The following is a 26,280-nucleotide window of genomic DNA, read 5'->3' on the forward strand; positions in this document are numbered from 1 at the left end:
CCCCGAGTATTCCCGCCGCGGCCTGCCCGCGCGCTGGCGCGCCGTCCGGGCTGGTAGAAACGACGTGTGACGGACACGGCCGAGTTTCCCCCCGACGACGAGTTCTACCGCGACGAGCCGCAGCCCGCGGGCTGGCTCAGCCCGGAGGACCTCGCCGCCGTGCGGGCGCAGCTCCCGCTCGTCTACGTCGACGCCGTGCCCGTGCGCGTGGACGACTCCGGCGACGTGGTCGCCGTCGGGCTGCTGCTGCGCGTCACCCCGCTCGGCACGATGACGCGGGCCCTCGTCTCCGGTCGCGTGCTCTACCACGAGCGGGTGCGCGACGCGCTGCTGCGACACATCGAGAAGGACCTCGGCCCGGTCGCGCTGCCGCAGGTCCCGCCGTCGCCCCAGCCGTTCACGGTCGCGGAGTACTTCCCCACCCCCGGCATCACGCCGTACCACGACCCCCGCCAGCACGCCGTGTCCCTGGCCTACGTCGTCCCGGTGACAGGCGACTGCCGCCCGCAGCAGGACGCGCTGGACCTCGCGTGGCTCACCCCCGAGGAGGCGTGCAGCGACACCGTGCAGGCGGAGATGATCCACGGCCAGGGCACGATCGTGAAGCAGGCGATGGCCTGGGTGGGACGACTGTCGTGAACCGGCGGGCGGCGTCGGTCGGTCACCTGCTCGTCGCCGTCCCCGCTCTCGGCGGAGTCCTCATGGAGCTCGTCATCGCCGTGGTCGACGGGCCGGGCGCCGCGGGCACCACGGCCGAGCGGCTCGTGCGGCTGTTCTCCTACTTCACGATCCTGTCGAACGTCGGCATCGGCGTCGTGTCCGTGCTCCTCGCGCTCGACCCGGCCCGCGACGGCCGCCTGCTGCGCGTCGCCCGTCTCGACGCCCTGCTGTGCATCGTCGTCACCGGCATCGTCTACAACACCGTCCTGGCAGGCACGGTGCCGGGGCTCACACAAGCGGGCCAGCTGTCCAACGTGCTGCTGCACCTGGCGTCTCCCGTGCTCGCGGTGGTCGTGTGGCTGCTCGCCGGCCCGCGGCCGCGGGTCGACGCGCGCACCGTGGGCTGGTCCGTCGTCGGGCCGCTCGCCTGGATCGCCTACACGTTCGTGCGGGGCGCCGTCGTCGGCTGGTACCCGTACCCGTTCCTCGACGTCGGCGAGCTGGGCCTGGCCCGCGCCCTGGTCAACGCCGGGCTCGTCGCCGCGATGTTCCTCCTGCTCGCGCTCGCCGCGCTCTGGGCGGACCGGCGATTGCCCGCCGCACCGGTCACGCGATGAGTTCCCGGCCCCGCGCTGGTCTCACCCCCCGCGACGCCGCATCGGCGCCGGGGACCGGAGGACTCGCATGGGACGGCTCGTCTACTCGATGATCACCTCGCTCGACGGCTACGCGAAAGCGGCCGACGGCGACCTCGGCGCGGCCGCGGAGGACCCGGAGGTGCACCTGTTCGTCAGCGACGTCTTCCGCGACGTCGGCACGTACCTCTACGGCCGGCGGATGTACGAGACGATGGTCTTCTGGGAGACCGCCGACGCCGACCCCGACCTGCCCCCGCACATCGCGCAGTTCGCCCGCGAGTGGCAGGCGACCGACAAGGTCGTGTACTCCACCACGCTCGAGACGGTGTCCAGCGCGCGGACCCGGATCGAGCGGACCTTCGACCCGGAGGCCGTCCGCAGGCTCAAGGCCGAGTCCGACCACGACCTCACCGTCGACGGCCCGAACCTCGCCGCGCAGGCGATCCGGGCCGGCCTGGTGGACGAGTACCACCTGTTCGTCACCACGAGCGTCGTGGGCGGCGGTACCCGGTTCTTCCCCGACGGCGTGCAGCTCGACCTCGACCTGGTCCAGGAGCGCCCCTTCGCCAACGGTCTGATCTACGCGCGCTACCGGACGCGCTGAGCCGGTCCGGCGAACGGCTCGCGAGCCCCCGCGCGCCGGGCGCGCGCCCGCTCGCGGGCCTGGCAGCGCGGCGAGCAGTACGCCCGGTCCTGCCGGGGCGAGACATCGGCGAACACGTCCGCGCAGCGGTCCGCGCCGCACGTGCCCAGGCGCGGCGCACGGGCCGCGTGCGGGCCCGCGGGCGCGGGCAGCAGCGCGACGACCAGCGCCGCCGTCAGGCGATCTCCCCGCCGGGGCACGGCCCACCCCAGCGCGAGGTCGTCCGCCCCGTGCACCTCGACCCGCGGGACGAGACCGAGCGACGACACCAGCGCGTCCAGCAGCCGCGCGCGCTCGGCCGGCCGGGTCGCCGCGAACACGGGGTGGACGGCTTCCGCGGCCGCGACGACCGCCGCGTCGTCGGGCGCCGGGCCGCCGTCCCGCGCGGCGCCCCACTCCTCCGCGAGCAGCCGCCGCTCCGCCGAGGCCGCGCCCGGGTACCCGTCCCACGGCCGGGACGAGACGCGCTGCGGCACGGCGCCCCACTCGTTCACCAGCCCGGTCACGCACGTGAGCGAGAGGGTCGGGACGCCGTGCCCGCCGCTCACGACACCGCGGACGACACCGCTCACGACGCTGCCGCCCGCCGCGCGGCGCGCTCGCGCGGGAGCTGGGAGGCGTAGATCGTGCGGTGCACGGGGACGTCGACGCCCGCGGCCTCGGCGTGCGCCACGACGGCCCCGCTCTGGTCCGCCAGCTCCGACGGCCGCCCCTCGGCGAGGTCACGCTGCATCGAGGCGGTGGTGCCGGGCGCGAAGCCGGACTCGTACGTGCGCAGGAGGTCCGCGAGGTCGGCCTCGTCGAGGCGGGCCCCCTCGGCGTTGCCGACGGCGAGCACCTCCCGCATCGCGGCCTCCACCAGGGCGCGGGTCTCGGGGGTGGCGCGGGTCTCGCCGACGGTCGCGCCCGCGAGCGCCCCGACGCCGCCGTACGAGGCGATGAGCGCGAGCTTCTTCCAGAGCGCGCTGGTGACGTCGCCGGTCCACCGGGCGCCGATCCCCGCACCCTCGAGGGCGGCGAGCACGCGCAGGTCCGCGACGTCGGCCTCGGCGCGCGCCGTCGAGCCGACCGTGACGGTCGCCTCGCTGCCGACGACCTCGACCACCGCGGGCTCCACCCGGCGGGCGATGACGACGACGGTCCCGGCCAGCACCGCCTCCGCCGGCAGGTGCGCGGCGAGCCGGGCGGGCGCGTCGACGCCGTTCTGTGTCGTGAGCACCCGGGTGCCGGGGCCGACCGCCGGCGCGAGCTCGCGGGCGGCGTCGGCCACCTGCCACGACTTGGTCGCCACGACGACGAGGTCGAACGGCGCCTCGTGCGGCACCCGGTCCACCGCGCGGACACCGGGGGCCGCGGTGGCGGCGCCGTCGCGCAGCACGCGCAGCTCGCCGTCGCGCAGGGCCTCGACCGTGGCCGCGCGGCCCTTGAGCGTCACCTCGTGCCCCGCCTGCGCGAGCCGCGCGGCGGCGTACAGCCCGATCCCGCCGGCGCCGTGCACGAACACCCTCAGTCGGTCGGCCGTCTGGAACCGGTGCGGCACGTCGTCGTCCCCTCGTCGCTGTCACGGATAACGAGCAGGTTATGCGTGACGTCGGCGAGGCGCCAACCGGGCGTCAGGAGCCGAGGTCGAGCACCGGCCAGTCCGCGAGGTCGGCACGCATGCGCCGGTCGTGGGTGGCGACGACGACGGCGGCGGGGGTGGCGACCAGGGCCCGGGTCAGCTCGTCCACGAGGTCCACGGACAGGTGGTTGGTCGGCTCGTCGAGCAGGAGCAGGTGCGGCGCGTGCAGCAGCGCCCGCGCGACCTCGAACCGGCGCCGCTGCCCGGCCGACAGCTCCGCGAGCGGCCGCTCGAGGTCCTCCTCGCTCAGCAGCCCGAGCGCCGCCACGGGCACGACGTGCTCCGGGTCCAGCTCGCCGCGCTCCAGCAGGCCCAGCGCCTCGGCCGCGTAGGCGTCGAAGCCCGTCGGCGCCGCGCCGTCGCCCGTCGTCGTCCCGGCGAGGCCCTCCGGGGCCGTCGCCTCCTGGACGACGACGCCCAGCCTCGCGCCCGGCGTGACCGACCGGGTGCCGCGGGCCAGCGGTACCCGGCCCGCGAGCGCCGCGAGCAGCGTCGACTTGCCCGACCCGTTGGGGCCGACGACCAGCAGGCGACCCGACGGCGGCACCGCGACGCGCGTGCCTGGCAGGTCGACGCGGACGGTGCCCGCCCGGTCGCCGTCCTCCGCCACGACCCGCGGGGACCGGAGCTCGACGAGCGGGTCGCCCGGGTCCCAGCCGGGCGACATCGACGGCAGGTCCGGGAACGCGAGGCGCGCGGGCGGCACGGGGACCTCGACGGCCTCGGCCTCGAGCTTCTCGATCAGCCGGTCGGCGGCCTTGACGTGGATGCGGGCCCGCGTGGCGCGGCGGTGCTTCTGCGACCCCTTGGGCGGCCGCCACTCGTCCGACAGCCCCTCGTACGACGCGTCCAGCCGCTCGGCGAGCACCCGGGCGCGCTCCTGCTCCGCGCGGTAGCGCTGCCGCCACCGGTGCAGCGCCTGGTTCTTCGCGAACCGGTACGCGAGGTAGCCCGGCTGCCCGTACAGCACCGGCTTGCCGTCCATCGACGGGTCGAGGTCGAGGATGGCGGTGGCCACGTCGTCGAGCAGCTCACGGTCGTGCGTCACGACCACCACGCCGCCGTGCCAGGCGACCAGCTCACCGGTGAGGAACTCGATCGCGGAGTCGTCGAGGTGGTTGGTGGGCTCATCCAGGAGCAGCAGGTCGGCCCGCTCCGCGAGCCGGCACGCGAGGCGCACCCGGTACCGCTGACCCACGGACAGGGTGTCGAGGCGCCGGTCGGGGTCGCGCACCGCGCCGAGGCGGGTGAGCGCGACGTCGACGCGCCGGTCCGCGTCCCACGCGGCCAGGTGCTCGGCGCGCGCCAGGAGCCCGGACAGCCGCCGCAGGTCGCCCGTCTCGTGGTCGAAGCCCGCGGCCTCCTTCTCGATCTCGGCGGCGAGCGCGCGCAGGTCGGCGAGCGTGCGCCGCACGAGGTCGCCCACGGTCTCCCCCGCCGAGGTCGCGAGCTCCTGCTCCACCAGCGCGACGCTCCCCTTGCGCCGGAGCTCACCGCGCGCGGGCTTGAGCCCGCCGGCCAGGAGGTGCAGCAGCGTCGACTTGCCGGACCCGTTCTCCCCCACCACGCCGAGACGGGTGCCGTCGGAGACGCGCAGGCTCACGCCGTCGAGCACCGGGCGGCCGGGATAGGCGAACGCGAGGTCCGTGGCGGTGAGCTGCACCGGACAACCCTACGTGCGGCTCGCATAGGGTGGCCGCATGACTTCCCCCGCTTCCGAGGCCGTGCTGCGCGCCGACGGCCGCACGCCCGACCAGCTCCGCCCCGTGACCATCACGCGTGGTTGGACCGAGAACGCCGAGGGCTCCGTGCTGGTGGAGTTCGGCAAGACCCGCGTGCTGTGCACGGCGTCGTTCACCGAGGGCGTGCCGCGCTGGAAGAAGGGCTCCGGCGAGGGCTGGGTGACCGCCGAGTACGCGATGCTCCCCCGCGCCACCAACGACCGCAGCCAGCGCGAGTCCGTCAAGGGCAAGATCGGCGGCCGCACGCACGAGATCTCCCGGCTCATCGGCCGCGCGCTGCGCGCCGTCGTCGACGTGACCGCGCTCGGCGAGAACACGATCGTCCTCGACTGCGACGTGCTGCAGGCCGACGGCGGCACCCGCACCGCGGCCATCACGGGCGCGTACGTCGCGCTCGCCGACGCCGTCGCGTGGGGCACCCGCCACGGCCACGTCACCGGCGGCAAGAAGGTCCTCACGGACTCCGTCGCGGCCGTGAGCGTCGGCATCATCGACGGCACCCCGATGCTCGACCTGCCCTACGTCGAGGACGTGCGGGCCGAGACGGACATGAACGTCGTGACGACGGGCTCGGGCACGTTCGTCGAGGTGCAGGGCACCGCGGAGCACGCGCCGTTCGACCGCGCCGAGCTCGACGCCCTCCTCGACCTCGCCGTCGCGGGCACGGCCGACCTCACCGAGATCCAGCGCGCCGCGCTGGCGCAGGAGCTGTGACGATGGCCGACGCGACCCCGGACGCGACCACCGGCGTGACGGTCCCCGCCGGCGCCCGCCTCGTGCTGGCCACGCACAACCGCGGCAAGCTCGTGGAGCTGCGCGCCATCCTGCGCGACCAGCCGGGCCTGGACGCCCTGCCCGACGACGCCGTGGTGACGGCGGGCGAGCTCGGCGCCCCGGAGCCCGTCGAGGACGGCGTGTCGTTCGTCGAGAACGCGCTCATCAAGGCGCGCGCGCTGGCCCGCGCGACCGGGCTGCCCGCCGTCGCGGACGACTCCGGCCTGAGCGTGGACGTCATGGGCGGCGCGCCCGGGATCTTCTCGGCCCGCTGGTCGGGCCGGCACGGCGACGACGAGGCGAACCTCCGCCTCCTCCTCGACCAGCTGGCCGACGTGCACGACGAGCACCGTGCGGCGGCGTTCGTCTGCGCGGCCGCGCTCGTGACCCCGGACGGCCGCGAGGAGGTGTGCCTCGGCGAGATGCCCGGCACCCTGGTGCGCGCCCCGCGCGGGAGCCACGGCTTCGGCTACGACCCGATCCACGTGCCCGTCGAGCAGACCCCGGCCGCCGACGGCACGCCCGGCACGCGCACGTCGTCCGAGCTCACCCCGGCGGAGAAGAACGCCATCAGCCACCGCGGCAAGGCGTTCCGCGCCCTCGCCCCGGCGGTCGCCGAAGCCCTCGGCTGACGAGATCGCCGACTAGATCAACGAGTGGTGCGACGGCGGGCGGCGAGGGACGCGAGGGCGCGCCAGCCCAGCATGGTCACGCCCAGGAAGACGGCGGTGACGATCGCGAACGCCGTCTCGACGCCGCCGATGCCGAGCACGGGCCGCAGCACCAGGCCCAGCACGACGGTGGCGAACCACACGGCCACGCCGGTGGGCCACACCTGCGCGGGGGCGCGCCAGGCGCGCGTCGCGAGCCAGCCGACGGCGAGCCCCACGACGAACGGCAGCCCGACGAGCGCGACGTGCCCGACGCCCGCGGTGTCGTGGCTGAGCGTGCCCACCACGGTGAACACGAGCACGCACACGAGGTCGCAGACGGCGGCGGGCCAGGCGGGCCGGGTCGCCGGCGACGTCGGGGAGGCGGGGGCGGAGGCGTCGTTCACGGCCCCGAGATTACCGCTCACAGCTCGTGCACCCCGCCGGCCGTCGCCACCGCGACGGGACCGTCGTACGCCGACCGGGCCTCGGCCACGGCGACGTCCGGCGCGTTCCACACCGGCAGGTGCGTGAGCAGCAGGCTCCGCACCCCGGCGGCCGCGGCGGCCTCGCCCGCCCGCCGGCCGGTGAGGTGGATGCCGCGCTCGACGCCGTCGTCGCGCCCCTCCTGGAACGCCGCCTCGCACAGGAAGAGATCCGCCCCGCGGGCGCCGGCGACCAGGCCGTCGCACGCGTCCGTGTCGCCGGAGTAGACGAGCGTGACCCGCTCCCCCGGGCGCACCGACGACGGCCCCGTCACGCGGATGCCGTACGCCTCGACCGGGTGGTACACCGCGAAGGACTCCAGCTCGAACGGCCCGACGTGCACTGCGACGCCGGGCCGCCAGGCGCGCACGTCGTACTCGCCGTCCATCGACTCGCCGGGCGCGAGGCCGTACATCGCCGCGGCCCGGTCCGCCGTCGTGCTCGGCCCGAGCACGGGCAGCCGCCGCCCGACGCCGGTGCGGGTGCCGCCCCGCTCCGGGTGGTAGCGCAGGTACACGTACAGCCCGGACAGGTCCGCGCAGTGGTCGGGGTGCAGGTGGGACAACGCGACGGCGTCCAGGTCGAGCGGGTCGACGTGGCGCTGCAGGGCGCCGAGCGCCCCGTTGCCGAGGTCGAGCAGCACGTTCCAGTCCCGCTCGCCGTCGTGCGCCTGCAGGAGATAGGCGGACGCGGGCGACGCCGGGCCCGGGAACGACCCCGAGACCCCCACGGTGACGAGCCTCATGCGGCCTCCACCAGGGTCACCTCCGGCCCCAGGAACCGGCGCGCGAGCCGCTCGAACGGCTCGGGCTCCCCGGTGGCGAGGAACCGGTGCACCGGAGCGGGCGCGCCGGGCGAGCGTTCGAGGCCGTGCTGCACGAGGTTGCGGTACACGTCCTTGGCCGTCTCCTCGGCGCTGGAGACCAGCGTGACGTCCTCGCCCATCACGTAGGAGACGGCGCCTGCCAGCAGCGGGTAGTGCGTGCAGCCGAGGACGAGCGTGTCGACGCCCGCGGCCTTCACCGGGTCGAGGTAGCGGTGGGCCACCTCCAGCACCTCCGGGCCCGAGGTCAGCCCGCGCTCCACGAGCGGCACGAAGTCCGGGCACGCCTGCGTGGTGATCTCCAGCCCCGGCGTCACGTGGAACGCGTCGTCGTACGCCCGCGAGTCGATGGTGGTCTTGGTGCCGATGACGCCGATGCGCCCCGTCCTCGACGTGAGCACCGCGCGCCGGGCGGCGGGCCGGATCACCTCGACGACGGGGATGCCGCGCCGCACGGTGTACCGCTCGCGGGCGTCGGGCAGTGCCACCGCGGTGGCGGAGTTGCAGGCGATGACCAGCATCTTCACGCCCTCGTCGACGAGCCGGTCCATCACCGCGAGCGCCATCGCGCGCACGGCGGCGAGCGGCTTCGGCCCGTACGGGCTGTTCGCCGTGTCCCCCAGGTAGAGCACCTGCTCGTGGGGAAGCTGGTCGAGGATGGAGCGCGCGACGGTCAGCCCGCCGACGCCGCTGTCGAAGATCCCGATGGGGGCGTCGTTCACGCGAGGAAGCCTAGTCGCGACGGACCGTCACGACCCCGGGGAGTGAGCGGCGACACGGCGTGGCGCCCGCCACAGCGACGCCCCGGCCTGCGGTGACGCGCCGGCCGTCACGCCGACGCGGCCGGCGTCGCGCGGTCAGTCCCGCGCGCGCCCGGCCCTCAGGTCCGCGAGCATCTCGTCGACCAGCGACTCCTGCGCGAACCCCGCGGCCACGAACACCCCGCCCCAGTACCGCCGCTCCCGGCCGGACAGCCCGACCCGCTCCCAGCCGGCGTACTCGTCCGGGGCGTCGTCGGCGTCGTCCGGGTCGTCGTCGGCGTCGTCGGTCTCGTCGTCCTCGGTGTCGTCGTCGATGCCGGCCAGGACGTCGTCGTGCAGGGACTCGACGTCCGCGTCGTCGACTAGCCCCAGCCGCTCGGCGAGGACGAGCCGCACGTCGGTCAGCGCGCCCGCGAAGTCCTGCGCCGACTCGCGCGGCACGACGAGCTCCGCCCCGTCCCGCGGGTCGTCCGGGAGCACGTCCGGGGAGTCGATCGCGTCGGCGAACGCGACGAGGCGGGCCACCTTCCCGGCCGCCAGGTCCGTCTGCGTCAGGTGCCGGAACTCGGCGGCGACGTCGGCATCCTCCTGGTGCGCGTCGGGCAGCAGGCGCTGTACCGCCGGGTCCTGCGGCACCCGTGCGACGCCGGTGAACGCGACGCCGTCGCCGACCTCGATGCCCGGCTCCAGCCCCGACTCCGCGCGCACCAGCTCGGCGACGTCCCGCGCGACCCGCCCGAGCACCTCGCGCTCGACGTCGTCCCACCGGGCGACGTAGCCCGCCGGCGCGGACCGGAACGGCGTCATGCCGCGCCTCCGTCGGTCGTACCGCCGTCGGACGAGCCCGACTGCCGCAGCGTGGCCCACAGCCCGAACCCGTGCATCGCCTGCACGTCCACCTCCATCCGCTCGCGCGGGCCCGACGACACGACGGCGCGCCCGTCGTGGTGCACCTGCAGCATCAGCTTCTGCGCCTTCGCCGGCGGGTAGCCGAAGTAGCTCTCGAAGACGTAGCTCACGTACGACATGAGGTTCACCGGGTCGTTCCACACGATCGTCACCCACGGGTCCGCGACGGCCGTCGCCGCGTCGGACCGCGTCTCGCGCTCCACCTCGGTCGCCGCGGCTGCCGTCGTCACGGCAATCCTCGCGGCCGTCGTCGCGGAGATCGCCGCGCGCGTCGTCGTCTGCCCGTTCACCCGCCCACCCTAGGCACAGCCGACCGGCGGTCGTCGACCGTCCGACTGGCGGGCCTCGCCCTGCCGGACCAGCGCAGGAGCCCTACCGTGTCCCCATGACCGACGAGCCCCGGGGCGGCGCCGCCCCGTCGCTGCAGGCCGTGCCGGCCGCCCCGCTCCCGTCCGTCCGCCCCTCGGTCGCCCTCCTCACCGACCGGTACGAGCTGACGATGCTGCAGGCGGCCCTCGCGGACGGCACCGCGCACCGGCACTGCGTCTTCGAGGTGTTCACGCGGAGGCTGCCCGCCGGCCGGCGGTACGGCGTGCTCGCGGGCACGGGACGCATCCTCGAGGCGCTCGCCCACTTCCGATTCGGCGACGCCGAGCTCGCGTACCTCGAACGCGCCGGCGTCGTCGACGACCGGACCCTCGACTTCCTGCGCGGCTACCGCTTCACGGGGTCGATCCAGGGCTACGCGGAGGGCGAGATCTTCTTCCCGGGCTCGCCGGTGCTGCAGGTCGAGGGCACGTTCGCCGAGGCGGTGCTGCTCGAGACGCTGATCCTGTCGATCCTCAACTACGACTCGGCCATCGCGTCCGCCGCGTCGCGGATGACCAGCGCCGCCGTGGACCGCCCGGTGCTCGAGATGGGCTCCCGGCGCGCCCACGAGCAGGCCGCCGTCGCAGCCGCGCGCGCCGCCGTCGTCGGCGGCTTCACGGGCACGTCGAACCTCGAGGCGGGCATGCGGTACGGGCTCGACACCATCGGCACCGCGGCGCACGCGTTCACGCTCCTGCACGACGACGAGCGCTCGGCCTTCGACTCGCAGATCGCGTCGCTCGGGTCGGGCACCACCCTGCTGGTCGACACCTACGACGTGCGGCGCGGCGTCGAGAACGCGATCGCCGCGGGCGGCACGTCGCTCGGCGCGGTCCGCCTCGACTCGGGCGACCTCGGCGTCCTCGCCGTCGAGGTGCGACGCCAGCTCGACGACCTGGGGGCCACCGGCACGAAGATCGTCGTGACGTCCGACCTCGACGAGCACGCGATCGCCGGGCTCGCGGCGATGCCCGTGGACGTCTACGGCGTCGGGACGTCGCTCGTCACCGGCTCCGGCGCACCCACCTGCGGCATGGTCTACAAGCTCGTCGCCCGCGCCGACCCCTCCGGCGTGCTGCAGCCCGTGGCGAAGGCGTCCGCGCACAAGACGAGCCAGGGCGGCCGCAAGGGTGCGGCGCGCCGCTACGGGCCCGACGGGCGCGCCGTCGAAGAAGTCCTCGTCACGGGTCCGGACGACCTGGTCGTGGCCTGGTCCCCCGAGGACGGCGGCTCCCTGCACGGGGAGCAGACCGACGAGCCCGCCGACGGCGAGCGCCCCGACCTGCGCAGCCTCCTCGTGCCGCTCGTCGTGGACGGCGCCGTCGACTCGCGCTGGGTGGGCGCCTACGGCGTGCAGAACGCGGCCCGCCACCACCTCCAGGCCCGCGCGGAGCTGCCGCGCGGCGGCCGCCGGCTCTCGGCCGGCGACCCCGCGATCCCGACGGTCGAGCTCAGTCTCGGCTGACGGCCGACGCGGGGGCCGGCTCCCGGTCGCCGTCCTCCGACTCGCCCTGCGCGACGTGCGGGTGCCGACGCTCGAGCGAGGCGCCCTCGACGTCCACGTCCGGCAGGATGCGGTCCAGCCGGCGCGGCAGCCACCACGCGGCGTCGCCCAGCAGGTGCATGAGCGCCGGAACCACGAGCATCCGCACGACGAACGCGTCCACGAGGACGCCGAACGCGAGCGCGAAACCGATCGACCGGATCATCGCGTCCTCGGCGAAGACGAACCCGCCGAACACGGAGATCATGATGATCGCCGCCGCCGTGACCACCGAGCGGCCGGCGCGGAAGCCCTGCGCGACGGCGAGGCGCGCGGGCGCGCCGTGGGCGTACGCCTCCCGCATGCCCGAGCCGAGGAACAGCATGTAGTCCATGGCCAGGCCGAAGAGGATGCCGACGAGGATCGTGGGCAGGAAGTTGAGGATCGGCCCGGGCTGGTGGACCCCGAAGACGTCGGCGAGCCAGCCCCACTGGTAGATGGCCACGACGCCGCCGAGGGCCGCGAAGTACGACAGCACGAACCCGAGGGTCGCGATGACCGGCACCAGGATCGACCGGAACACGACGACGAGGATCAGCAACGACAGCCCGATGACCACGCCGAGGTAGAGCGGCAACGCGTCGGACAGCTTCTCCGAGATGTCGATGTTGCCCGACGCCGCCCCGGCGACGCCGATCTGGACATCGCCCGTCACGGACGCGTCGCCCGCGCCCTGCACGTCGACGGCGAGCGGGGACAGGCCGCGCAGGGTGTGCACGAGCTGCTCGGTGGACGCGCTCGTCGGCCCCTCGGCCGGCACCACCTGGAACGCGAGCGTCCAGCCGTCCTCCGACGTCCCCGCCGGCGCGACCGCGACGACGTCGTCCTGCGCGGCGAGCTGCTGGGCGAGCGCGAGCTGGGTCGCGACCTCCGTGTCCTCGGTGACCGCGTCCGGAACGTCCGCGACCACGAGCAGCGGCCCGTTCACACCGGCGCCGAACTTGTCGGCGACCGTCGTGTACGCCGCGTAGGACGTGGAGTCCTCGGGGGCCGAGGACCCGTCCGGCAGGTTGGTCCGCAGGTCGAGCGCCGGGACGGCGACGACGCCGAGCATCGCGACGCCGAGCACCACACGGCCCACCGCGACGGAGGTCCGCATCGGCTTCACCGGCTTCGGGGACCGCGCCGCCGCGTGTCCGGCGTCGTGCGCGTGCGTGGCCCTGCCGTCCGACGGGTCGGACGCCGCCAGGCGCGCCCGCTCCTTGCGGCTGAGGATCCGCATGCCGATGGCCGACAGCAGCGCCGGGGTGAGCGTCACCGCGACCAGCACGGCGACCGCGACCGAGGCCGCGCCGACGGTGCCCATGAGGCCGAGGAACGGGATGCCGGTGACGTTCAGCGCGAGCAGGGCGATGACCACCGTCGCGCCTGCGAACACGACGGCGTTGCCCGACGTGCCGTTGGCGAGCGCCACCGACTCGCGGACCTCGTACCCGTCCTTGAGCTGGTGGCGATGGCGGTTGACGATGAACAGCGCGTAGTCGATGCCGACGGCGAGGCCGAGCATGAGGCCGAGCACCGGCGTCACGGACGACATCTGCACGACGCCCGAGAACGCCAGGGCGCCCATCGCCGCGACCCCGACGCCGACGAGCGCGGTGAGCAGCGGCAGGCCCGCGCCGATGAAGGTGCCGAGCATGATGACGAGCACGACGGCCGCGACGACGAGGCCGACGACCTCGCCCGGACCCACGACCGACGGCGTCTCCTGCGCGATGTCGGACCCGAGCTCCACGCCCACCCCGTCGACGTCCGCCACCCCGTCCTCGATGGCGCCGATGACGGCGTCCTTGGTCTCCTGGGGGACGGACATCAGGTCGTCGGTGAACATCACCGTGGCCACGGCGGTGGAGCCGTCGTCGGACACCAGCGTGATCCCCGAGGCGAGCTCGAGCAGCTCCTTGCCCTGGTCGAGCCGGGCGGCCTGCTCGTCGAGCTCGGCGGCGCCGTCCTCGAGCTCCGCAGCCTTCTCGTCGAGGGTGTCCTGCTGCGTGCCGAGCTCTGCGAGGCCGGCGTCGAGCTGCTCCTGCCGGGCGTCGAGCTGCGGGGCGGCGAGCTCGACCTGGCCGGCGGCCTCCGCCTGCGCACGGGCGTCGTCGAGCTGGTCCTGACCGGCCTCGAGCTGGGCGCGGGCGTCGTCGAGCTGGTCCTGACCGGCCTCGAGCTGGGCGCGGGCGTCGTCGAGCTGCTGCTGACCCGCCGCGAGCCGGTCCCGGCCGGCCGCGAGCCGGTCGCGCCCGTCCGCGATCTGCTGCTCGCCGTCGGCGAGCTGGTCGGCCTGCTCCTGCCGGTCCGCCTCGGTGGTGAACGGGTCGACGGCACCCTGGACGCCGTCGAGATCGGTCACCCCGGTGAGGACCTCGCCCAGGGCCTTCTCCTGGTCGGCGGTGAACTCCGCGCCGTCGTCCGTGCTCAGCACGACCGTCCCGGCCCCGCCCGCGGCCTCGGGCAGCTCGTCGGCGAGGTGGTCGGTGACCTCCTGCGTCGGCGTGCCGGGGATCGTGAAGCTGTCGCTCAGCGTCCCGGCCCCGGCGGCGAACCCCGCACCGGCGAGCGCGAGGACGGCGATCCATGCGGCGAACACGGTCTTGGTGCGCCGGGACGCGAAGCGTCCGAGGCGGTAGAGCAGCTCAGCCATGATGTCCTTCCGGAGCGTGCGTGGGGGCTGCCGGCGCAGCGTCGAGCCGGAGGATCAGGTCGGACCAGACCGCGCGTGCGCGGTGGCCGGTGGCGCCACCGGTGGTGGTGTACCAGTGGTGGCTGAGCACGACGAGGCCGCTGGTGACGCGGGCGACCTCGAGCTCGACGTCGACGGGGTCGACACCCGGGTGGCGGCGGCGCAGGTCGGCGGTCAGCGACAGCCCGACGTCGGCCACCGCGCGCAGGATCAGCACCGTCTGGTGCGGAGGGACTGCCGCCTCGGCCGGCAGGCCGAGCCCTCGCGCGAGCGACGCCATCGGGCCGACCAGGTCGGCCCGGCGGACGGCGGCGACCAGGTCCGCACGCACGGCCGCGAGCGGCGCTCCGGCCTGCGCGGGGACGGGCGCGGCGACGAGGGCCTCGTGGATGCTCGCGAACGCGTCGGCGGCGACCGCGGCGATCACGTCGTCGAGCGACTCGAAGTGGTTGAAGACGGTGCGGCGGGCCACGTCGGCCCGGGACGCGAGGTCGTCGACCGAGAAGGCGAGGCCACCGGTCTCGTCCATGAGAGCCGCGGCACCGTCGACGATCGCCCGGCGGATGCGCGCCTTGGCGGCGGCCCTGCGGTCCGGCGTGGGGTCGGGTGCGGGGTTCGCGGTCGGCGGGGGCACGACTCGGACCCTACAGTGCACTCAGTGCATCAATGCACTGAGTGCACTGTGAGGTGCGCCCTGCTCCCGGCGTCGCTCAGCGTCGTCCGACGAACCAGCCGCGCACCATCTCGACGCGGGCGGTGAGCTGGTCGGCGGTGGCCAGCGGCACCTCGGGCCCGCCGCACCGGCGACGCAGCTCGTTGTGCACGGAGCCGTGCGGCGTGCTGCTCTTGCGCGCCCAGGCGGACACCAGCTTGGACAGCTCCTTGCGCAGGTCGGCGGCGCGGCGGTGCTCGGCCTCCGACTGCTCGAGCGCCGCCTCCGACGCCGTGGCGCCGCCCCGCCCGCGCACCTGCTGCGCCTGCCGCTGCCGCAGCAGGGTGGTGACCTGGTCCGCCTCGAGGAGGCCCGGCAGGCCGAGGAAGTCCAGCTCCTCGGCGGAACCGACGTCCGCCCCCGTGCCGAACTCGCCGCCGTCGAACAGCACCCGGTCGAACGAGGCCTGCGCCTCGAGCGCCTCGAAGGAGCCGAGGAGCTCCCCCGACGCCTTCTCCTCCTTGTTCGCCGCCGCGAGCAGCGCGGCCTCGGGGTCGTACTCGATCCCCTGCTCCTCGGCCGTCTTCGGGCGGTCGAGCGCGTGGTCGCGCTCGAGCTCCATGCCGTTGGCCAGCTCGAGCAGCAGCGGCACGCTCGGCAGGAAGACCGACGCCGTCTCGCCGCGCTTGCGGGCGCGCACGAACCGGCCCACGGCCTGCGCGAAGAACAGGGGCGTCGAGGTGCTCGTGGCGTAGACGCCGACGGCGAGCCGCGGTACGTCCACGCCCTCGGACACCATCCGCACGGCGACCATCCAGCGCGAGTCGCCCTGCGCGAACTCGTCGATGCGGGCGCTCGCGCCGTCGTCGTCCGACAGGACGACGGTCGGGCTCTGGCCGGTGAGCCGGGCGAGGTGGCCGGCGTACGCGCGGGCGTCCGTCTGGTCCGTCGCGATGACCAGGCCGCCGGCGTCGGGGACGGCACGACGCATCTCGGTGAGCCGCTTGTCCGCGCCCGCGAGGACGGACGGGATCCACTCGCCGTTCGGGTCCAGCGCGGTGCGCCAGGCCTGGGCGTGCATGTCCTTCGTCATCGCCTCGCCGAGGCGTGCGCTGACCTCGTCGCCCGCCTTCGTGCGCCAGCGCATGTTGCCCGAGTACGTCATGAACAGCACCGGACGCACGACGTGGTCGCGCAGCGCGTCGCCGTAGCCGTAGGTGTAGTCCGCCTTGGAGCGGCGGATGCCCTCGCGGTCCTCCTCGTACGTGACGAACGGGATCGGCGCCGTGTCCGACCGGAAGGGCGTGCCCGTCAGGGCGAGGCGCTTGGTCGCGTCCTCGAACGCCTCCCGGACGGCCTCGCCCCAGCTCAGCGCGTCTCCGCCGTGGTGCACCTCGTCGAGGATGACGAGGGTGCGCGCCGCATCGGTGCGCGCGCGGTGCAGGGCCGGCTTGGCGGCGACCTGGGCGTACGTGAGGGCGACGCCGTCGTAGTGCGAGCCGTGCCGACCCTGGCTGTTCTTGAAGGAGGGGTCGATGCGGATGCCGACGCGCGCGGCGGCGTCCGCCCACTGGTGCTTGAGGTGCTCGGTGGGCGCGACGACGGTCACGCGGCGCACGACGCCCGCCTCGAGCAGCTCGGTGGCGACGCGCAGCGCGAACGTCGTCTTGCCGGCGCCGGGGGTCGCGACGGCGAGGAAGTCGCGCGGGTCACGCCTGCGGTACAGCTCGAGCGCCTCGGCCTGCCAGGCACGCAGGTTGGACGCGGTGCCCCACGGCGCGCGGCGCGGGAACGCCGGGCTGAGGTGGGACGCCGCCGACGACGACGGCGACTGCGGCAGCGGCTTGGCCGCCGGTTCCGCAGCCGCGGCGAAGAGGTCGAAACCGTCGTGATCGGGGGTGGACTCGGGCTCGTTCAGCGGCTGCGCGCTCACTTGCCGGAGTCGCCCTCGCCGCCCTCGCCGTCCTGCGGGTCGCGGAGGCCGTCGTAGATCTCCTTGCAGACCGGGCACACCGGGAACTTCGACGGGTCACGACCCGGCACCCACACCTTGCCGCAGAGCGCGATCACGGGCTTGCCCGACAGGGCCGACTCCATGATCTTCTCCTTGCGCACGTAGTGCGCGAAGCGCTCGTGGTCGCCCGGCTCCGCAGCCTGCTCGCGGGTGTCGGGGCGCTCCAGCACGCTGGTGCCGGCCCCGGTGTCCTGCGAGGGGTCGGCGGGCGGGGTGGAGAGGGGATCGCTCATGCCGGGCAGTCTACGACCCACCCCCCGACGCTCCCCCGCCTCGCCGGCCCTCGTGCCGCGGATCCGGGCACGGATCACAGGCCCTGCCAGTCGGGCTTGGACGCGAACGTCTGGCGGTAGTAGTCCCCGAGCTGCAGCCGGGAGGCCGCCGCGTCGTCGACCAGCACCGTCGCGTGCGGGTGCAGCTGCATCACCGTGCCCGGCCACATCGCGGAGATCGGACCCTCCACGAGCTGGTGCACCGCCTCGGCCTTCTGCCGGCCCGTGGCCAGCAGCACCAGGTGCCGTGCGGCCATGATCGTGCCCAGCCCCTGGGTGAGGCAGTGGGTGGGCACCTGGTCCACGTCGTCGCCGAAGAACCGCGCGTTGTCCACCCGCGTCTGCGCCGTCAACGTCTTGATCCGCGTGCGCGACGCGAGCGACGAGCCCGGCTCGTTGAACGCGATGTGCCCGTCCGTGCCGATCCCCAGGAGCTGCAGGTCCACCCCGCCCGCGTCGGTGATCGCCGCCTCATAGGCCGCGCACGCCGCCGGGATGTCCTGCGCCAGCCCGTCGGGCCCGGACACCTGGTCCGCCGGCCACTCGACCCGCGAGGCGATCTCCGTCTCGATCACGTTGCGGTACCGCTGCGGGTGCGCCGCGTCCAGGCCCACGTACTCGTCCAGCATGAAGCCCCGGGCGTCGGCGAACGACAGCCCGTCCTCGCGGTGGCGACGCGCGAGCTCGTCGTACACCTTCAGCGGGCTCGACCCCGTCGCCAGCCCCAGCACGGTGGCCGGGTTGCGCCGCAACAACGCCTCGATCGCGTCGGCCGCCAGCACGGCCAGCTCCTCGGCGGGGGCGATCACGACTTCCATGGGGGCTCCAGTCTCTCGGGTACGGGATCCGGTCCATCATCCCGTCGTCGTGCCGTCATCGTGCCGTCATCGTGCCGGCATCGTGCGTGGTCCGCGCCGCTCCACGCGGACGGGTCAGTCCTCGGCCGCCGCGGGCGCGTTGAGCATCGGCGTGAGGCGGGCGTCGAACTCCTGCGCGAGGGTCGCGACGTCACCGCCGTCGGCGATGCGGCCGAACAGGTCCTCGTACACCCCGGCGTCCTCGATCGAGGCCCACCCGGGCGCAGGCGGGGTGAGCTTCGACGCGGCGGCCGTGCGGACCATGAGGCGGCCGTACCTGTCGCCCTTCATGAGCTCCTGGGCGTCCTCGTTCGCGGGCCCGAGCCCGGCCGCGGCGAGCTTCTCCTGGTACTCGTCGGAGAAGACGACGCGCAGCACGTCCTCGGCCAGCTCGGGGCTCGGCGACGTGGCCGAGACCGCGATGTTCGAGCCGCCCGCGAAGACGGGGGCGAGGCCGCCGTCCAGACCGGGCAGGGCGAAGATGCCGAACGTGTCGGTGTCCTTCATCCCGTCGCGCACCAGCTCGCCCTCGTCGTTGCGCACGAGGTGGCCGATCGACCACCGCGCCCACGCGGGAGCCATGATCGTGGCGGCGGCGGGCGGCGCCTCCTCGACGCCGTCGTTGAGGAAGTCCCAGTACTCGACGTCCTTCTCCGTGGACGGCAGGTACGACGCGTTCTCGTACACGTCCTGCCACATCTCGAGGCCCTCGACGGTCTTCGGGTCGGACAGGGTCGAGACCCAGCCGTCGCCCTCCTTCACCGCGAGGTCCCCGCCGGCGGCGAACACCCAGGAGATGCCGTTGCGCCAGTCCTGGCCGCCCATCGCGAACCCGGCGTGGTCGTCGTCCGTGAGCGCCTTGACGGACTCGCCGAACTCGGCCAGCGTCGACGGCTTCTCGAGCCCCGCCGCGCCCCACACGTCCTTGCGGTAGAAGACGTACCGCGAGCCGAAGTAGTACGGCAGCGCGTAGTGGCGGCCGTCCACCGACCCCGCGTCGACGAACGACTGCAGCAGCTTGTCGCCGCCCAGCTCGTCGTACAGCTCCGGCGAGATCTCGCGGAACGCACCCGTGGTGGTGAACGTCGGCGACTGCGTGTTGCCGATCTCGACGACGTCCGGCGTGGTCGCCGGGTCCTCCAGCGCCTCCGTGAGGTTGGCGACGAGGTCGCCCCACTCCTGCTGCTCGATCGTGAGGGTCGCGCCCGGGTGCTCGTCCTCGAACTTCTGCACGAGGTACTCGCGGAGCTCGGGCGTGGTGTCCTCGCCGACCAGCCACATCGTGAGGTCCGTGTCCGGCGCCACGGGCTCCGCCCCCGTGCCGAGCGCGGAGCAACCGGTCAGCGCGACCGTGAGCAGGCCCGCGGTCACGGCACCGGTCAGGGACCCGGCCCGGCGCGCGGTCACGACGCCACCCCGTTCAGCGGGGCACGGCCGGCGACCGTCCGTCCCACGACGGCGGCGCCGACGGCGCCCACGGGCACGCGGCCCGGGGCGAGCCGGACGCGGTCCGCGAGGCGCAGCGAGCTGAGGAACCCGGAGTCCCGCGACTCGCGGACCAGCGCGGCGCGCACCGCGTCGAGGAGCGGCTCCCCGAGCTGCGCGACGCCGCCGCCGAGCACCACGTGCCGCACGTCGACCGTGAGGACCAGCATGCGTACGGCCGCCGCCACGGCGGAGGCGTAGACGTCGCGCGCCTCGACCGCCCCGGGGACGCCGCGCTCGGCCGCCTCGAACAGCTCCACCGGCGCGGGGCGGCCGGTCCGGGCCGGCCACAGCCGGGCGACGGCCGTCCCGGACGCGTACAGCTCGAGGCAGCCGCGCTGCCCGCACGGGCACACGGGGCCCGACGGGTCCACCGGGACGTGCCCGATCTCGCCGGCCGCGCCGCCGAAGCCGCGCCGCAGCTCGCCGTCGAGCACGAGGCCCGCGGCCAGGCCGGTGCCGAGCGCGAGGAACGCCAGGTCGACCCGCGCCCGCGGCGTGCCCGCCGCGGCCGCCTCCAGGTGCGCGGCACCGAGCGCCGCCACGTTGAGGTCGTTCTCCAGCCCGACGGGGATGCCGCCGAGCTCGTCGCCCAGCAGCCGGGCGAGCGCCAGCGGCGAGGCGTCCACGCCCACGTTCACCGCGTGCCGCACGGTCCCGGCGGCCGGGTCGACGAGGCCGGGCATGCCCACGCCCACGCCGACGACGTCCGCGACGTCGACGCCGGCCTGCCGCGCGACGCCGCGCACGGCGCGGGCCGCGCCCGCGACGACCCCTGCCGGGCCGCGCTCGGTGGCCAGCCGGGCCTGCGCCACGGTGGCGCCGGCAGCGTCCAGCAGGACGGCGAGGGTCTTGGTGCCGCCGATGTCGAGCCCGACCGTGGGGCCTGTGCGGCCCGGCGGGTTCAGGGGGTTCAGGGGTGTGGCGTCGTCCACGTCAGCCCTTCACCGCCCCGGAGACCAGCCCGGACGTCATCCGGCCCTGCACGAAGAGGAAGAAGACGATCACCGGCACCGCGATGAGGGTCGAGGCCGCCATGACCTCGCCCCAGTCGATGCCGCGGTTCGCCGACGCCGACAGGAAGCTGCGCAGCCAGATCGGCAGCGTCTGCCGGTCCTCGGCGGGCAGGATCACGAGCGCCGTCGTGAACTCGTTCCACGCCTGCAGGAACGCGTACACGCCCGAGGCGACGAGGCCCGGCGCGAGCAGCGGGAACGTGATCCGCAGGAACGCCTTGGTCCGCGAGAGGCCGTCGACCATGGCCGCCTCCTCGAGCTCGGCCGGGATGCCGGCGACGAAGCCCCGCAGCATCCAGATCGTGAACGGCACCAGCATCGCCGTGTACAGGATCGAGATGCCGAGCACCGAGTTGAGGCCGAGCACGGGCGTGCTCGCCCCCACCGTCGAGAGCATCTTGTACTGCGCGATGAACAGGCCCTCGGCGGGCAGCATCTGGATGAACAGCACGGCCAGGACGAAGCTCGTGCGGCCGCGGAAGCGCCAGCGGCTGATGGCCAGCGCGGCGAGGAACGCGAACGCGAGGACGAGCACGATCGTCACACCCGTGATCATCAGGCTCATGCGCAGGGCACCGCCGAAGCCGGAGCCCGTCAGGACGCTGGTGAAGTTCGCGAGCGTGAAGTGGGTGGGCAGGAAGCTCGGCGTGCTCGCCTTGAGGCGCGCGGCCGGGGTGACGGCCGACAGCAGCATCCAGTAGACGGGGAACGCCCACACGAGGGACAGGACGATGCCCAGGACGCCCAGCAGGATCTTGCCGACCCGCGGTCGGGGGCGGCGCACCGCCTGGCCGGCGTCGCGCACGACGGGCGTGGCGGCGGGCCGCGCAGTCTCGGTCCCGGTCTCGGTCGCGGCGCTCACGCGGCGTCCTCCTTCATGAGGCTGCGCACGTACGGCGCGGCGAGCAGCACCGTGAGCAGCAGGACGAAGATCGAGACGGCGGCAGCGCCGGAGAAGTCCTGGCTGCCGATGCCGAGCTCGTAGATGAAGTTGCCCAGCAGGTTCGTCTCGGAGATCGGGGCGCCGGCGTCCTGCAGCAGGCGGATCTGCGCGAACACCCGCAGGTCCCAGATGATCTGCAGCAGCAGCACGATGGCGAGCACCGGGCGCACCAGCGGCAGCAGGATGTGGCGCAGGATCTGCGCGGGCCGCGCGCCGTCGAGCCGCGCGGCCTCGAGGACCTCCTCGGAGACCTGCGTGAGGCCGGCGTACAGCGACATCGCCACGAACGGCACCGACATCCACACGATGACCAGGGTCGCGACGACGAAGAACGTCAGCGGCTGCGCGAGCCAGGCGTAACCCTGGTACTGGTCGAGGCCGATCTGCACGAGCAGCCAGTTGACGACGCCGGAGCGGTAGTCGAAGAGCCACCGGAAGACGGTCACCGCGGCCACGAGCGGGGTCGCCCAGGCCAGCAGGAGCACGATCTGCAGCGTGATGCGCACGGCGGCGTGCACGGCCTTTATCAGCAGCGCCAGCCCGAGGCCGATCGCCACCGTGAGGAACGCGTTCACGAGGCAGAAGAGGATCGAACGTCCCACGACGGTCCAGAGCCGGTCGTCGGAGAAGATCCGCGCGTAGTTGTCCAGCCCGGCGAAGGTGGGGGGCGCGCCGAACTGCTGCATCATCCCGTATTCCTGCAGCGAGGTCACGACCTGCCAGTACACGGGGTACCCGAGACCGACGAGCAGGATCAGCACCGCGGGGAGCAGCAGGAGGTAAGGGGTGGCCGGCTGGCGCCGACGGCGGATCGCGATGGTGGACGCGGGTGTCGCGGTGGTCATGCGGTCCTCCTTCCCGGTGGTCGTGGATGACGGGCGGAGCGGTGGAGCTGGTGGGGGGGACCAGCGACGTGGCACCGCTCCGCCCGTCAGGGGTGGGGGCTGAAGGGGGTCAGCCCGCCTGGCCGTTGAGCATCGGCGTGAGCTTCTCGTCGTACTGCTTGGCGAGTGCCGTCACGTCACCGCCCTCGGCGATCTTCTGGAAGAGCTCCTCGTAGACCGAGGCGCCCTCCACGGCGGCCCAGCCGGGTGCGGCGGGGGTGAGCTTCGACGCCTCGGCGGTCTCCACGGTGACCTCGCCGAACTTGTCCGGGTTGCCGTCGGCGTCCACGGTCATGAGCTTGTTGAAGTCCGTGTTGGCCGGCCCCAGGCCCGCCTTGGCGAGCATCGTCTGGTACTCGTCCGAGTAGATGATCCGCAGCAGGTTCTCCGCGAGCTCCGGGTGCTGCGACTTCGCGGACACCGCGACGTTCGAGCCGCCGGCGAACACGGGGGCCACGCCGCCGTCGACGCCCGGCAGCGCGAAGATGTCGAACTTCTTGTCGTCCGCCATGCCGTCGCGCACCTCCTTGCCGTCGTCACCCTTCGTGAGGTCGCCGATGGACCAGCGGGCCCAGCCCGGCGCCATGATGGTCGCGCCCTCGGGCGCCTCGCCGTCGGTGCCGTCGTTGATGAAGTCCCAGTACGCCTCGTCCTTGGCCGTCGCCGGCAGGTTCGACGCGTTCTCGAAGACGTCCTGCCACTGCTCGAGGCCCTTGACCGTGTTCGGGTCGGACAGCGTGGAGGTCCACTGGTCGCCGTCCTTGACGGCGAGCTCGCCGTCGTTCGCGAAGACCCAGGAGATGCCGTTGCGCCAGTCCTGCCCGCCCATCGCGAACCCGGACTGCTTCTTGGAGGTGAGCTCCTTGACGGAGTCGCCGAACTCCTCCAGCGTCTTGGGCACCTCGAGGCCGGCCTTCTGCCAGATGTCCTTGCGGTAGAACATGTAGCGCGAGCCGTAGTAGTAGGGCAGCGCGTACTTGGCCTCGTCGATCGAGCCCGCGTCGACGAACGACTGCAGCAGCTTGTCGCCGCCCAGCTCGTCGTACAGCTCCGGCGAGATCTCGCGGAACGCGCCCGCGTAGGTGAACGTCGGCGCCTGCGTGTTGCCGATCTCCACGACGTCCGGGGTGTTCGCGGCGTCGGGCAGCGCGGTCGTGAGCTTGGTGACCAGGTCGGTCCAGTCCTGCTCCTCGATCGTCAGCGTCGAGCCGGGGTTCTCCTCGGCGAACGTGTCGACCAGGTACTTGCGCAGGTCGTCGTTGGTGTCGGCACCGGCGAGCCACAGGGTGATGTCGCCGGCCTCGGGGGTGCCGCCGGTCTCGCCGGTCCCCTCGTCGTCGGCGGGCGCGCACGCGGCGAGCGCGAGCGCCAGGGTCAGGCTCGTCGCCACGCCGGTGGCGACCACACGGGTCCTCTTCACTGGGGATTCCTCTCGATCTTTCTGGGGTCGATCCGAGCACCGCGGCGCCGGGGACGGCGCCGCGGGTGCAGGTCCTTCGTCGGGGTCAGGAGACGCCGAGCTGGGCGGCCAGCACCAGGACGGCCGCACCGGCGAGGACGACGTCCTCGTCGAGCGTGGCCATCCGCAACCGCAGCCCGGCGGCCGTGGCCGGCATCGTGCGGTCCGTCAGGGTCTGCAGGGCGGCGGTGCGCAGCGCGCCGTCGAGCAGGTCGGCGGGGCCGCTGAGCAGCACCTCGCCGAGGTTCAGGGCGCCCACGACGGGCGCGAGGGCGACGCCGAGGGTGCGGCCCACGCCGGCGAGCGCCTCGTCCGCGGCGGCGGGGTCCAGCCCCGCGACGGCGCGGCGGAGCGCCGGGGCGGCGAGCACGGTCTCCAGGCAGCCGTGACGGCCGCAGGCGCAGAGCTCGCCGTCGTCCACGACCGTGACGTGCCCGAGCTCGCCCGCGGCGTCGGCGGAGCCGTGCACCCGCGAGCCGTCGACCATCACCCCGGCTCCCACGCCCTGCCCGACCGTCAGCACGAGCATGGAGTCGGAGGCGCCGCCGTAGGTGTACTCGCCGAGGGCGGCGGAGTTCGCGTCGTTGGCCACGTGCACCGGCAGGGCCAGCCGGTCGGTGAGGATCGCGGCCAGCGGCAGGTCGGTCCACTGCCGGTTGGGCGCCTCGACGACGCGGCCGGAGTCGTCCACGACGCCGGGCGAGCCGACGCCCACGCCGATGACGGGGCGGGTCGCGGCGGAGATCAGGGTGCGCGCGAAGCGCGTGAGCAGGTCCACGAGCGTGTCGCCGACGTGCCCCGCCACCGGCAGGGAGCGGCGCACGACGGCCTCGCCCGTGAGGGTCATGACCGCGCCGCGCATGACGGCGTCGTCCGACAGGTCGACCGCCACGATCTGGTAGGCGTCGGTCCGCATCCCCACGAGGATCGCGGGCTTGCCGACCCGCCGGCCGGGCTGCACGCCCAGCTCCTCGACGAGCCCCTCGGCGAGGAGGACGTTCACCAGGTCGGAGATGGTCACGCGGGTCAGGGAGGTGGCCCGGGCCAGGTCGGCCCTGGAGGTCGGCCCCTCGTGGAACAGGTGCTGGAGCACCAGGGAGCGGTTGTGCGCCCGGGCGTGCTCGGGGAGCACCTTGGAGGTGGCTCGCAGGCCGGCACCCAGACCTCGTCGTGCTGTGCGCGTCGTCGGCGTGGACATGTTTGTTAGTACAGCGTCTTAACTAGCCCTCTGTCAATCCGCGATCCCCGGCCCACGGGAAGGCGTGATCGGATCGTGACGCGCCGACGGCGGCGGATCGGCGACCGGACGACATCGCCCTAGGTCACGGTCTCGGCACGGTCGGGTCACGATCGTGCGGAGCAGGCCGGGCGCGAACCCGCCGCCCCCTACGCTCTGAGCCATGCCCGCCACCCCGCGCCAGGCCCGGACCCGCCGTGCACCGCTCCGCACGGCTCTGGCGGCGACGCTCCTGCTGGTCGTCACGGCGTGCTCCTCGGGCGGGGCCGACTCGGGCGGTGGGTCCTCCGCGGTGGAGGCCGACAGCGCCGGCGCGGCCGCGGACGTCGGCAGCGCCGAGCAGGCGGCGGACGGTTCCTCCGTCGCGGAGAGCGCCGCGGAGCCCGGCGCGGCCGCGGCGCGCGAGATCGTCACCACCGGCCGCGCGACCGTCGTCGCCGACGACCCCGCGGCGGCCGCGACGAAGCTCGCGCGGCTGGTCGAGCAGGCCGGCGGTCGCGTCGAGCGACGCTCCGAGACGGCTGCCACCGACGACTCGGCGGGGTCGGCGTCGCTGACCGTGCGGCTGCCCTCCGACCGGATGACCGGCGCCGTCGAGGCCCTGGACACGCTCGGCACGGTCGAGAGCGTCGACATGGACAGCACCGACGTCACCGGCGAGGGGCAGGACCTCGACGCCCGCATCGCCGCGCTGACCACGTCGACGGACCGGCTGCGCGACCTCATGAAGGCCGCCGGCAGCACGGAGGACCTGCTCCAGGTGGAGCAGGAGCTGTCCGAACGCCAGGCCGACCTCGACGCGCTCACCGCGCAGCGCCAGCGCCTGTCCGACCAGGTGGCGATGTCGACGCTCGACGTCGAGATCGTGCCCGAGCCCGTCGCCGCCGCGCAGTCGCGCGGTGGGTTCCTCGGAGGCCTCGCCTCGGGCTGGGGCGCCCTCGTCACGACGATCCAGACGGTCGTGCTCGTGCTGGGCGTGCTGCTCCCGTGGCTCGCGCTGGGCGGGCTCGGCTACCTCGGCTACCGCTGGCTGCGGGGGCGCGCCCGCCCGGGCGCGGGCGACGACCCCTCGGACGGCCCGGACGACGACGCCGACGGCCCGGACGCCCCGCGCCCCGCCGCGCCCGACGAGGCCCCCGAGCCGGTGCCGGCCGGCCGCTGACCG

At 74.4% G+C, this 26,280-nt stretch carries 26 protein-coding genes; 7 read left to right on the plus strand and 19 right to left on the minus strand.

Features of this window, described 5'->3' with window-relative positions:
• The first annotated feature begins 66 nt into the window (after nt 1–66).
• From ACFQ80_RS04100 to ACFQ80_RS04110, 3 genes are all read left to right on the plus strand, one after another.
• The gene (locus ACFQ80_RS04100; RefSeq protein WP_430549761.1) at nt 67–639 is read left to right on the plus strand and encodes an NUDIX hydrolase family protein; all 573 of its coding nucleotides are present in this window, start codon (nt 67–69) and stop codon (nt 637–639) included.
• Entirely contained in the window at nt 636–1,277 is a 642-nt protein-coding gene (locus ACFQ80_RS04105; protein ID WP_430562651.1) for a Pr6Pr family membrane protein, read from the plus strand. The genes ACFQ80_RS04100 and ACFQ80_RS04105 overlap by 4 nt, the downstream gene beginning before the upstream one ends.
• Before the next feature lie 67 nt (nt 1,278–1,344).
• Nucleotides 1,345–1,902 carry a dihydrofolate reductase family protein gene (locus tag ACFQ80_RS04110; RefSeq protein WP_430562652.1) on the plus strand — a complete coding sequence of 186 codons (558 nt, stop codon included), beginning with the start codon at nt 1,345–1,347 and terminating at the stop codon, nt 1,900–1,902.
• On the opposite strand, the gene ACFQ80_RS04115 is transcribed toward ACFQ80_RS04110, so the two are convergent.
• From ACFQ80_RS04115 to ACFQ80_RS04125, 3 genes are all read right to left on the minus strand, one after another.
• Nucleotides 1,887–2,513: a CGNR zinc finger domain-containing protein gene (locus ACFQ80_RS04115; protein ID WP_430562653.1), complete on the minus strand. Its 627-nt coding sequence runs from the start codon at nt 2,511–2,513 to the stop codon at nt 1,887–1,889. The genes ACFQ80_RS04110 and ACFQ80_RS04115 overlap by 16 nt on opposite strands.
• Nucleotides 2,510–3,481 carry a ketopantoate reductase family protein gene (locus ACFQ80_RS04120; protein ID WP_430562654.1) on the minus strand — a complete coding sequence of 324 codons (972 nt, stop codon included), beginning with the start codon at nt 3,479–3,481 and terminating at the stop codon, nt 2,510–2,512. Before ACFQ80_RS04120 ends, ACFQ80_RS04115 begins: the two co-directional genes overlap by 4 nt.
• 73 nt (nt 3,482–3,554) lie before the next feature.
• On the minus strand, nt 3,555–5,225 hold the full coding sequence (locus tag ACFQ80_RS04125; protein WP_430562655.1) for an ATP-binding cassette domain-containing protein: 1,671 nt from the start codon (nt 5,223–5,225) through the stop codon (nt 3,555–3,557).
• A 37-nt stretch (nt 5,226–5,262) separates the two neighbouring features.
• Here ACFQ80_RS04125 and rph point away from each other — a divergent pair, with 37 nt between their 5' ends.
• Both rph and rdgB read left to right on the plus strand, forming a co-directional pair.
• Nucleotides 5,263–6,018 (plus strand): ribonuclease PH, encoded by a 756-nt coding sequence (rph, locus tag ACFQ80_RS04130; RefSeq protein WP_430549758.1) that lies wholly within the window; start codon nt 5,263–5,265, stop codon nt 6,016–6,018.
• 2 nt (nt 6,019–6,020) lie between these two features.
• Entirely contained in the window at nt 6,021–6,710 is a 690-nt protein-coding gene (gene rdgB, locus ACFQ80_RS04135) for an RdgB/HAM1 family non-canonical purine NTP pyrophosphatase (protein WP_430562656.1), read from the plus strand.
• Nucleotides 6,711–6,727: 17 nt separating this feature from the next.
• Here rdgB and ACFQ80_RS04140 read toward each other — a convergent pair whose 3' ends face one another.
• The 5 genes from ACFQ80_RS04140 to clpS all read right to left on the minus strand — a co-directional run bounded on the left by ACFQ80_RS04140 (nt 6,728) and on the right by clpS (nt 9,943).
• Complete coding sequence (locus ACFQ80_RS04140) at nt 6,728–7,135, minus strand: DUF3054 domain-containing protein (RefSeq protein WP_430562657.1); 408 nt, start codon at nt 7,133–7,135, stop codon at nt 6,728–6,730.
• A gap of 17 nt (nt 7,136–7,152) precedes the next feature.
• On the minus strand, nt 7,153–7,959 hold the full coding sequence (locus ACFQ80_RS04145) for an MBL fold metallo-hydrolase (RefSeq protein WP_430562658.1): 807 nt from the start codon (nt 7,957–7,959) through the stop codon (nt 7,153–7,155).
• Entirely contained in the window at nt 7,956–8,759 is an 804-nt protein-coding gene (murI, locus tag ACFQ80_RS04150; RefSeq protein ID WP_430562659.1) for a glutamate racemase, read from the minus strand. Before murI ends, ACFQ80_RS04145 begins: the two co-directional genes overlap by 4 nt.
• 135 nt (nt 8,760–8,894) lie before the next feature.
• On the minus strand, nt 8,895–9,605 hold the full coding sequence (locus ACFQ80_RS04155) for a DUF2017 family protein (RefSeq protein ID WP_430562660.1): 711 nt from the start codon (nt 9,603–9,605) through the stop codon (nt 8,895–8,897).
• Nucleotides 9,602–9,943 (minus strand): ATP-dependent Clp protease adapter ClpS, encoded by a 342-nt coding sequence (clpS, locus tag ACFQ80_RS04160; protein WP_430562716.1) that lies wholly within the window; start codon nt 9,941–9,943, stop codon nt 9,602–9,604. The genes ACFQ80_RS04155 and clpS overlap by 4 nt, the downstream gene beginning before the upstream one ends.
• A gap of 149 nt (nt 9,944–10,092) precedes the next feature.
• On the opposite strand from clpS, the gene ACFQ80_RS04165 reads away from it, so the two are divergent.
• On the plus strand, nt 10,093–11,541 hold the full coding sequence (locus ACFQ80_RS04165) for a nicotinate phosphoribosyltransferase (protein ID WP_430549752.1): 1,449 nt from the start codon (nt 10,093–10,095) through the stop codon (nt 11,539–11,541).
• Here ACFQ80_RS04165 and ACFQ80_RS04170 read toward each other — a convergent pair.
• The 11 genes from ACFQ80_RS04170 to ACFQ80_RS04220 form a co-directional block, all read right to left on the minus strand.
• Entirely contained in the window at nt 11,528–14,257 is a 2,730-nt protein-coding gene (locus ACFQ80_RS04170; RefSeq protein WP_430562661.1) for an MMPL family transporter, read from the minus strand. The two genes, ACFQ80_RS04165 and ACFQ80_RS04170, sit on opposite strands and share 14 nt — an antisense overlap.
• Nucleotides 14,250–14,930, minus strand: coding sequence for a TetR family transcriptional regulator (locus ACFQ80_RS04175; RefSeq protein WP_430562662.1), 681 nt, complete (start codon nt 14,928–14,930; stop codon nt 14,250–14,252). Before ACFQ80_RS04175 ends, ACFQ80_RS04170 begins: the two co-directional genes overlap by 8 nt.
• 76 nt (nt 14,931–15,006) lie before the next feature.
• Nucleotides 15,007–16,788, minus strand: a complete 1,782-nt coding sequence (locus ACFQ80_RS04180; RefSeq protein WP_430562717.1) for a DEAD/DEAH box helicase — start codon at nt 16,786–16,788, stop codon at nt 15,007–15,009.
• An 89-nt stretch (nt 16,789–16,877) separates the two neighbouring features.
• Nucleotides 16,878–17,195, minus strand: a complete 318-nt coding sequence (locus tag ACFQ80_RS04185; RefSeq protein ID WP_380244530.1) for a DUF3039 domain-containing protein — start codon at nt 17,193–17,195, stop codon at nt 16,878–16,880.
• A gap of 74 nt (nt 17,196–17,269) precedes the next feature.
• Nucleotides 17,270–18,052: a glucosamine-6-phosphate deaminase gene (gene nagB / locus ACFQ80_RS04190; RefSeq protein WP_430562663.1), complete on the minus strand. Its 783-nt coding sequence runs from the start codon at nt 18,050–18,052 to the stop codon at nt 17,270–17,272.
• Nucleotides 18,053–18,166: 114 nt separating this feature from the next.
• On the minus strand, nt 18,167–19,498 hold the full coding sequence (locus ACFQ80_RS04195; protein WP_430562664.1) for an extracellular solute-binding protein: 1,332 nt from the start codon (nt 19,496–19,498) through the stop codon (nt 18,167–18,169).
• A complete protein-coding gene (locus ACFQ80_RS04200) occupies nt 19,495–20,511 on the minus strand; it encodes an ROK family protein (protein ID WP_430562665.1) in 1,017 nt (338 codons plus the stop codon). Before ACFQ80_RS04200 ends, ACFQ80_RS04195 begins: the two co-directional genes overlap by 4 nt.
• A gap of 1 nt (nt 20,512) precedes the next feature.
• Nucleotides 20,513–21,454, minus strand: coding sequence for a carbohydrate ABC transporter permease (locus ACFQ80_RS04205; protein ID WP_430549746.1), 942 nt, complete (start codon nt 21,452–21,454; stop codon nt 20,513–20,515).
• Complete coding sequence (locus tag ACFQ80_RS04210) at nt 21,451–22,380, minus strand: carbohydrate ABC transporter permease (protein WP_430562666.1); 930 nt, start codon at nt 22,378–22,380, stop codon at nt 21,451–21,453. Before ACFQ80_RS04210 ends, ACFQ80_RS04205 begins: the two co-directional genes overlap by 4 nt.
• A gap of 109 nt (nt 22,381–22,489) precedes the next feature.
• Complete coding sequence (locus ACFQ80_RS04215; protein ID WP_430562667.1) at nt 22,490–23,839, minus strand: extracellular solute-binding protein; 1,350 nt, start codon at nt 23,837–23,839, stop codon at nt 22,490–22,492.
• An 85-nt stretch (nt 23,840–23,924) separates the two neighbouring features.
• Nucleotides 23,925–25,076, minus strand: coding sequence for an ROK family protein (locus ACFQ80_RS04220; RefSeq protein ID WP_430549744.1), 1,152 nt, complete (start codon nt 25,074–25,076; stop codon nt 23,925–23,927).
• Between the two features lie 202 nt (nt 25,077–25,278).
• Here ACFQ80_RS04220 and ACFQ80_RS04225 point away from each other — a divergent pair, with 202 nt between their 5' ends.
• A complete protein-coding gene (locus tag ACFQ80_RS04225) occupies nt 25,279–26,277 on the plus strand; it encodes a DUF4349 domain-containing protein (protein ID WP_430562668.1) in 999 nt (332 codons plus the stop codon).
• Nucleotides 26,278–26,280 lie beyond the last annotated feature (3 nt).

The sequence above is a fragment of the Isoptericola sp. NPDC056578 genome (genome assembly GCF_042793275.1).
GTDB lineage: Bacteria > Actinomycetota > Actinomycetes > Actinomycetales > Cellulomonadaceae > Isoptericola.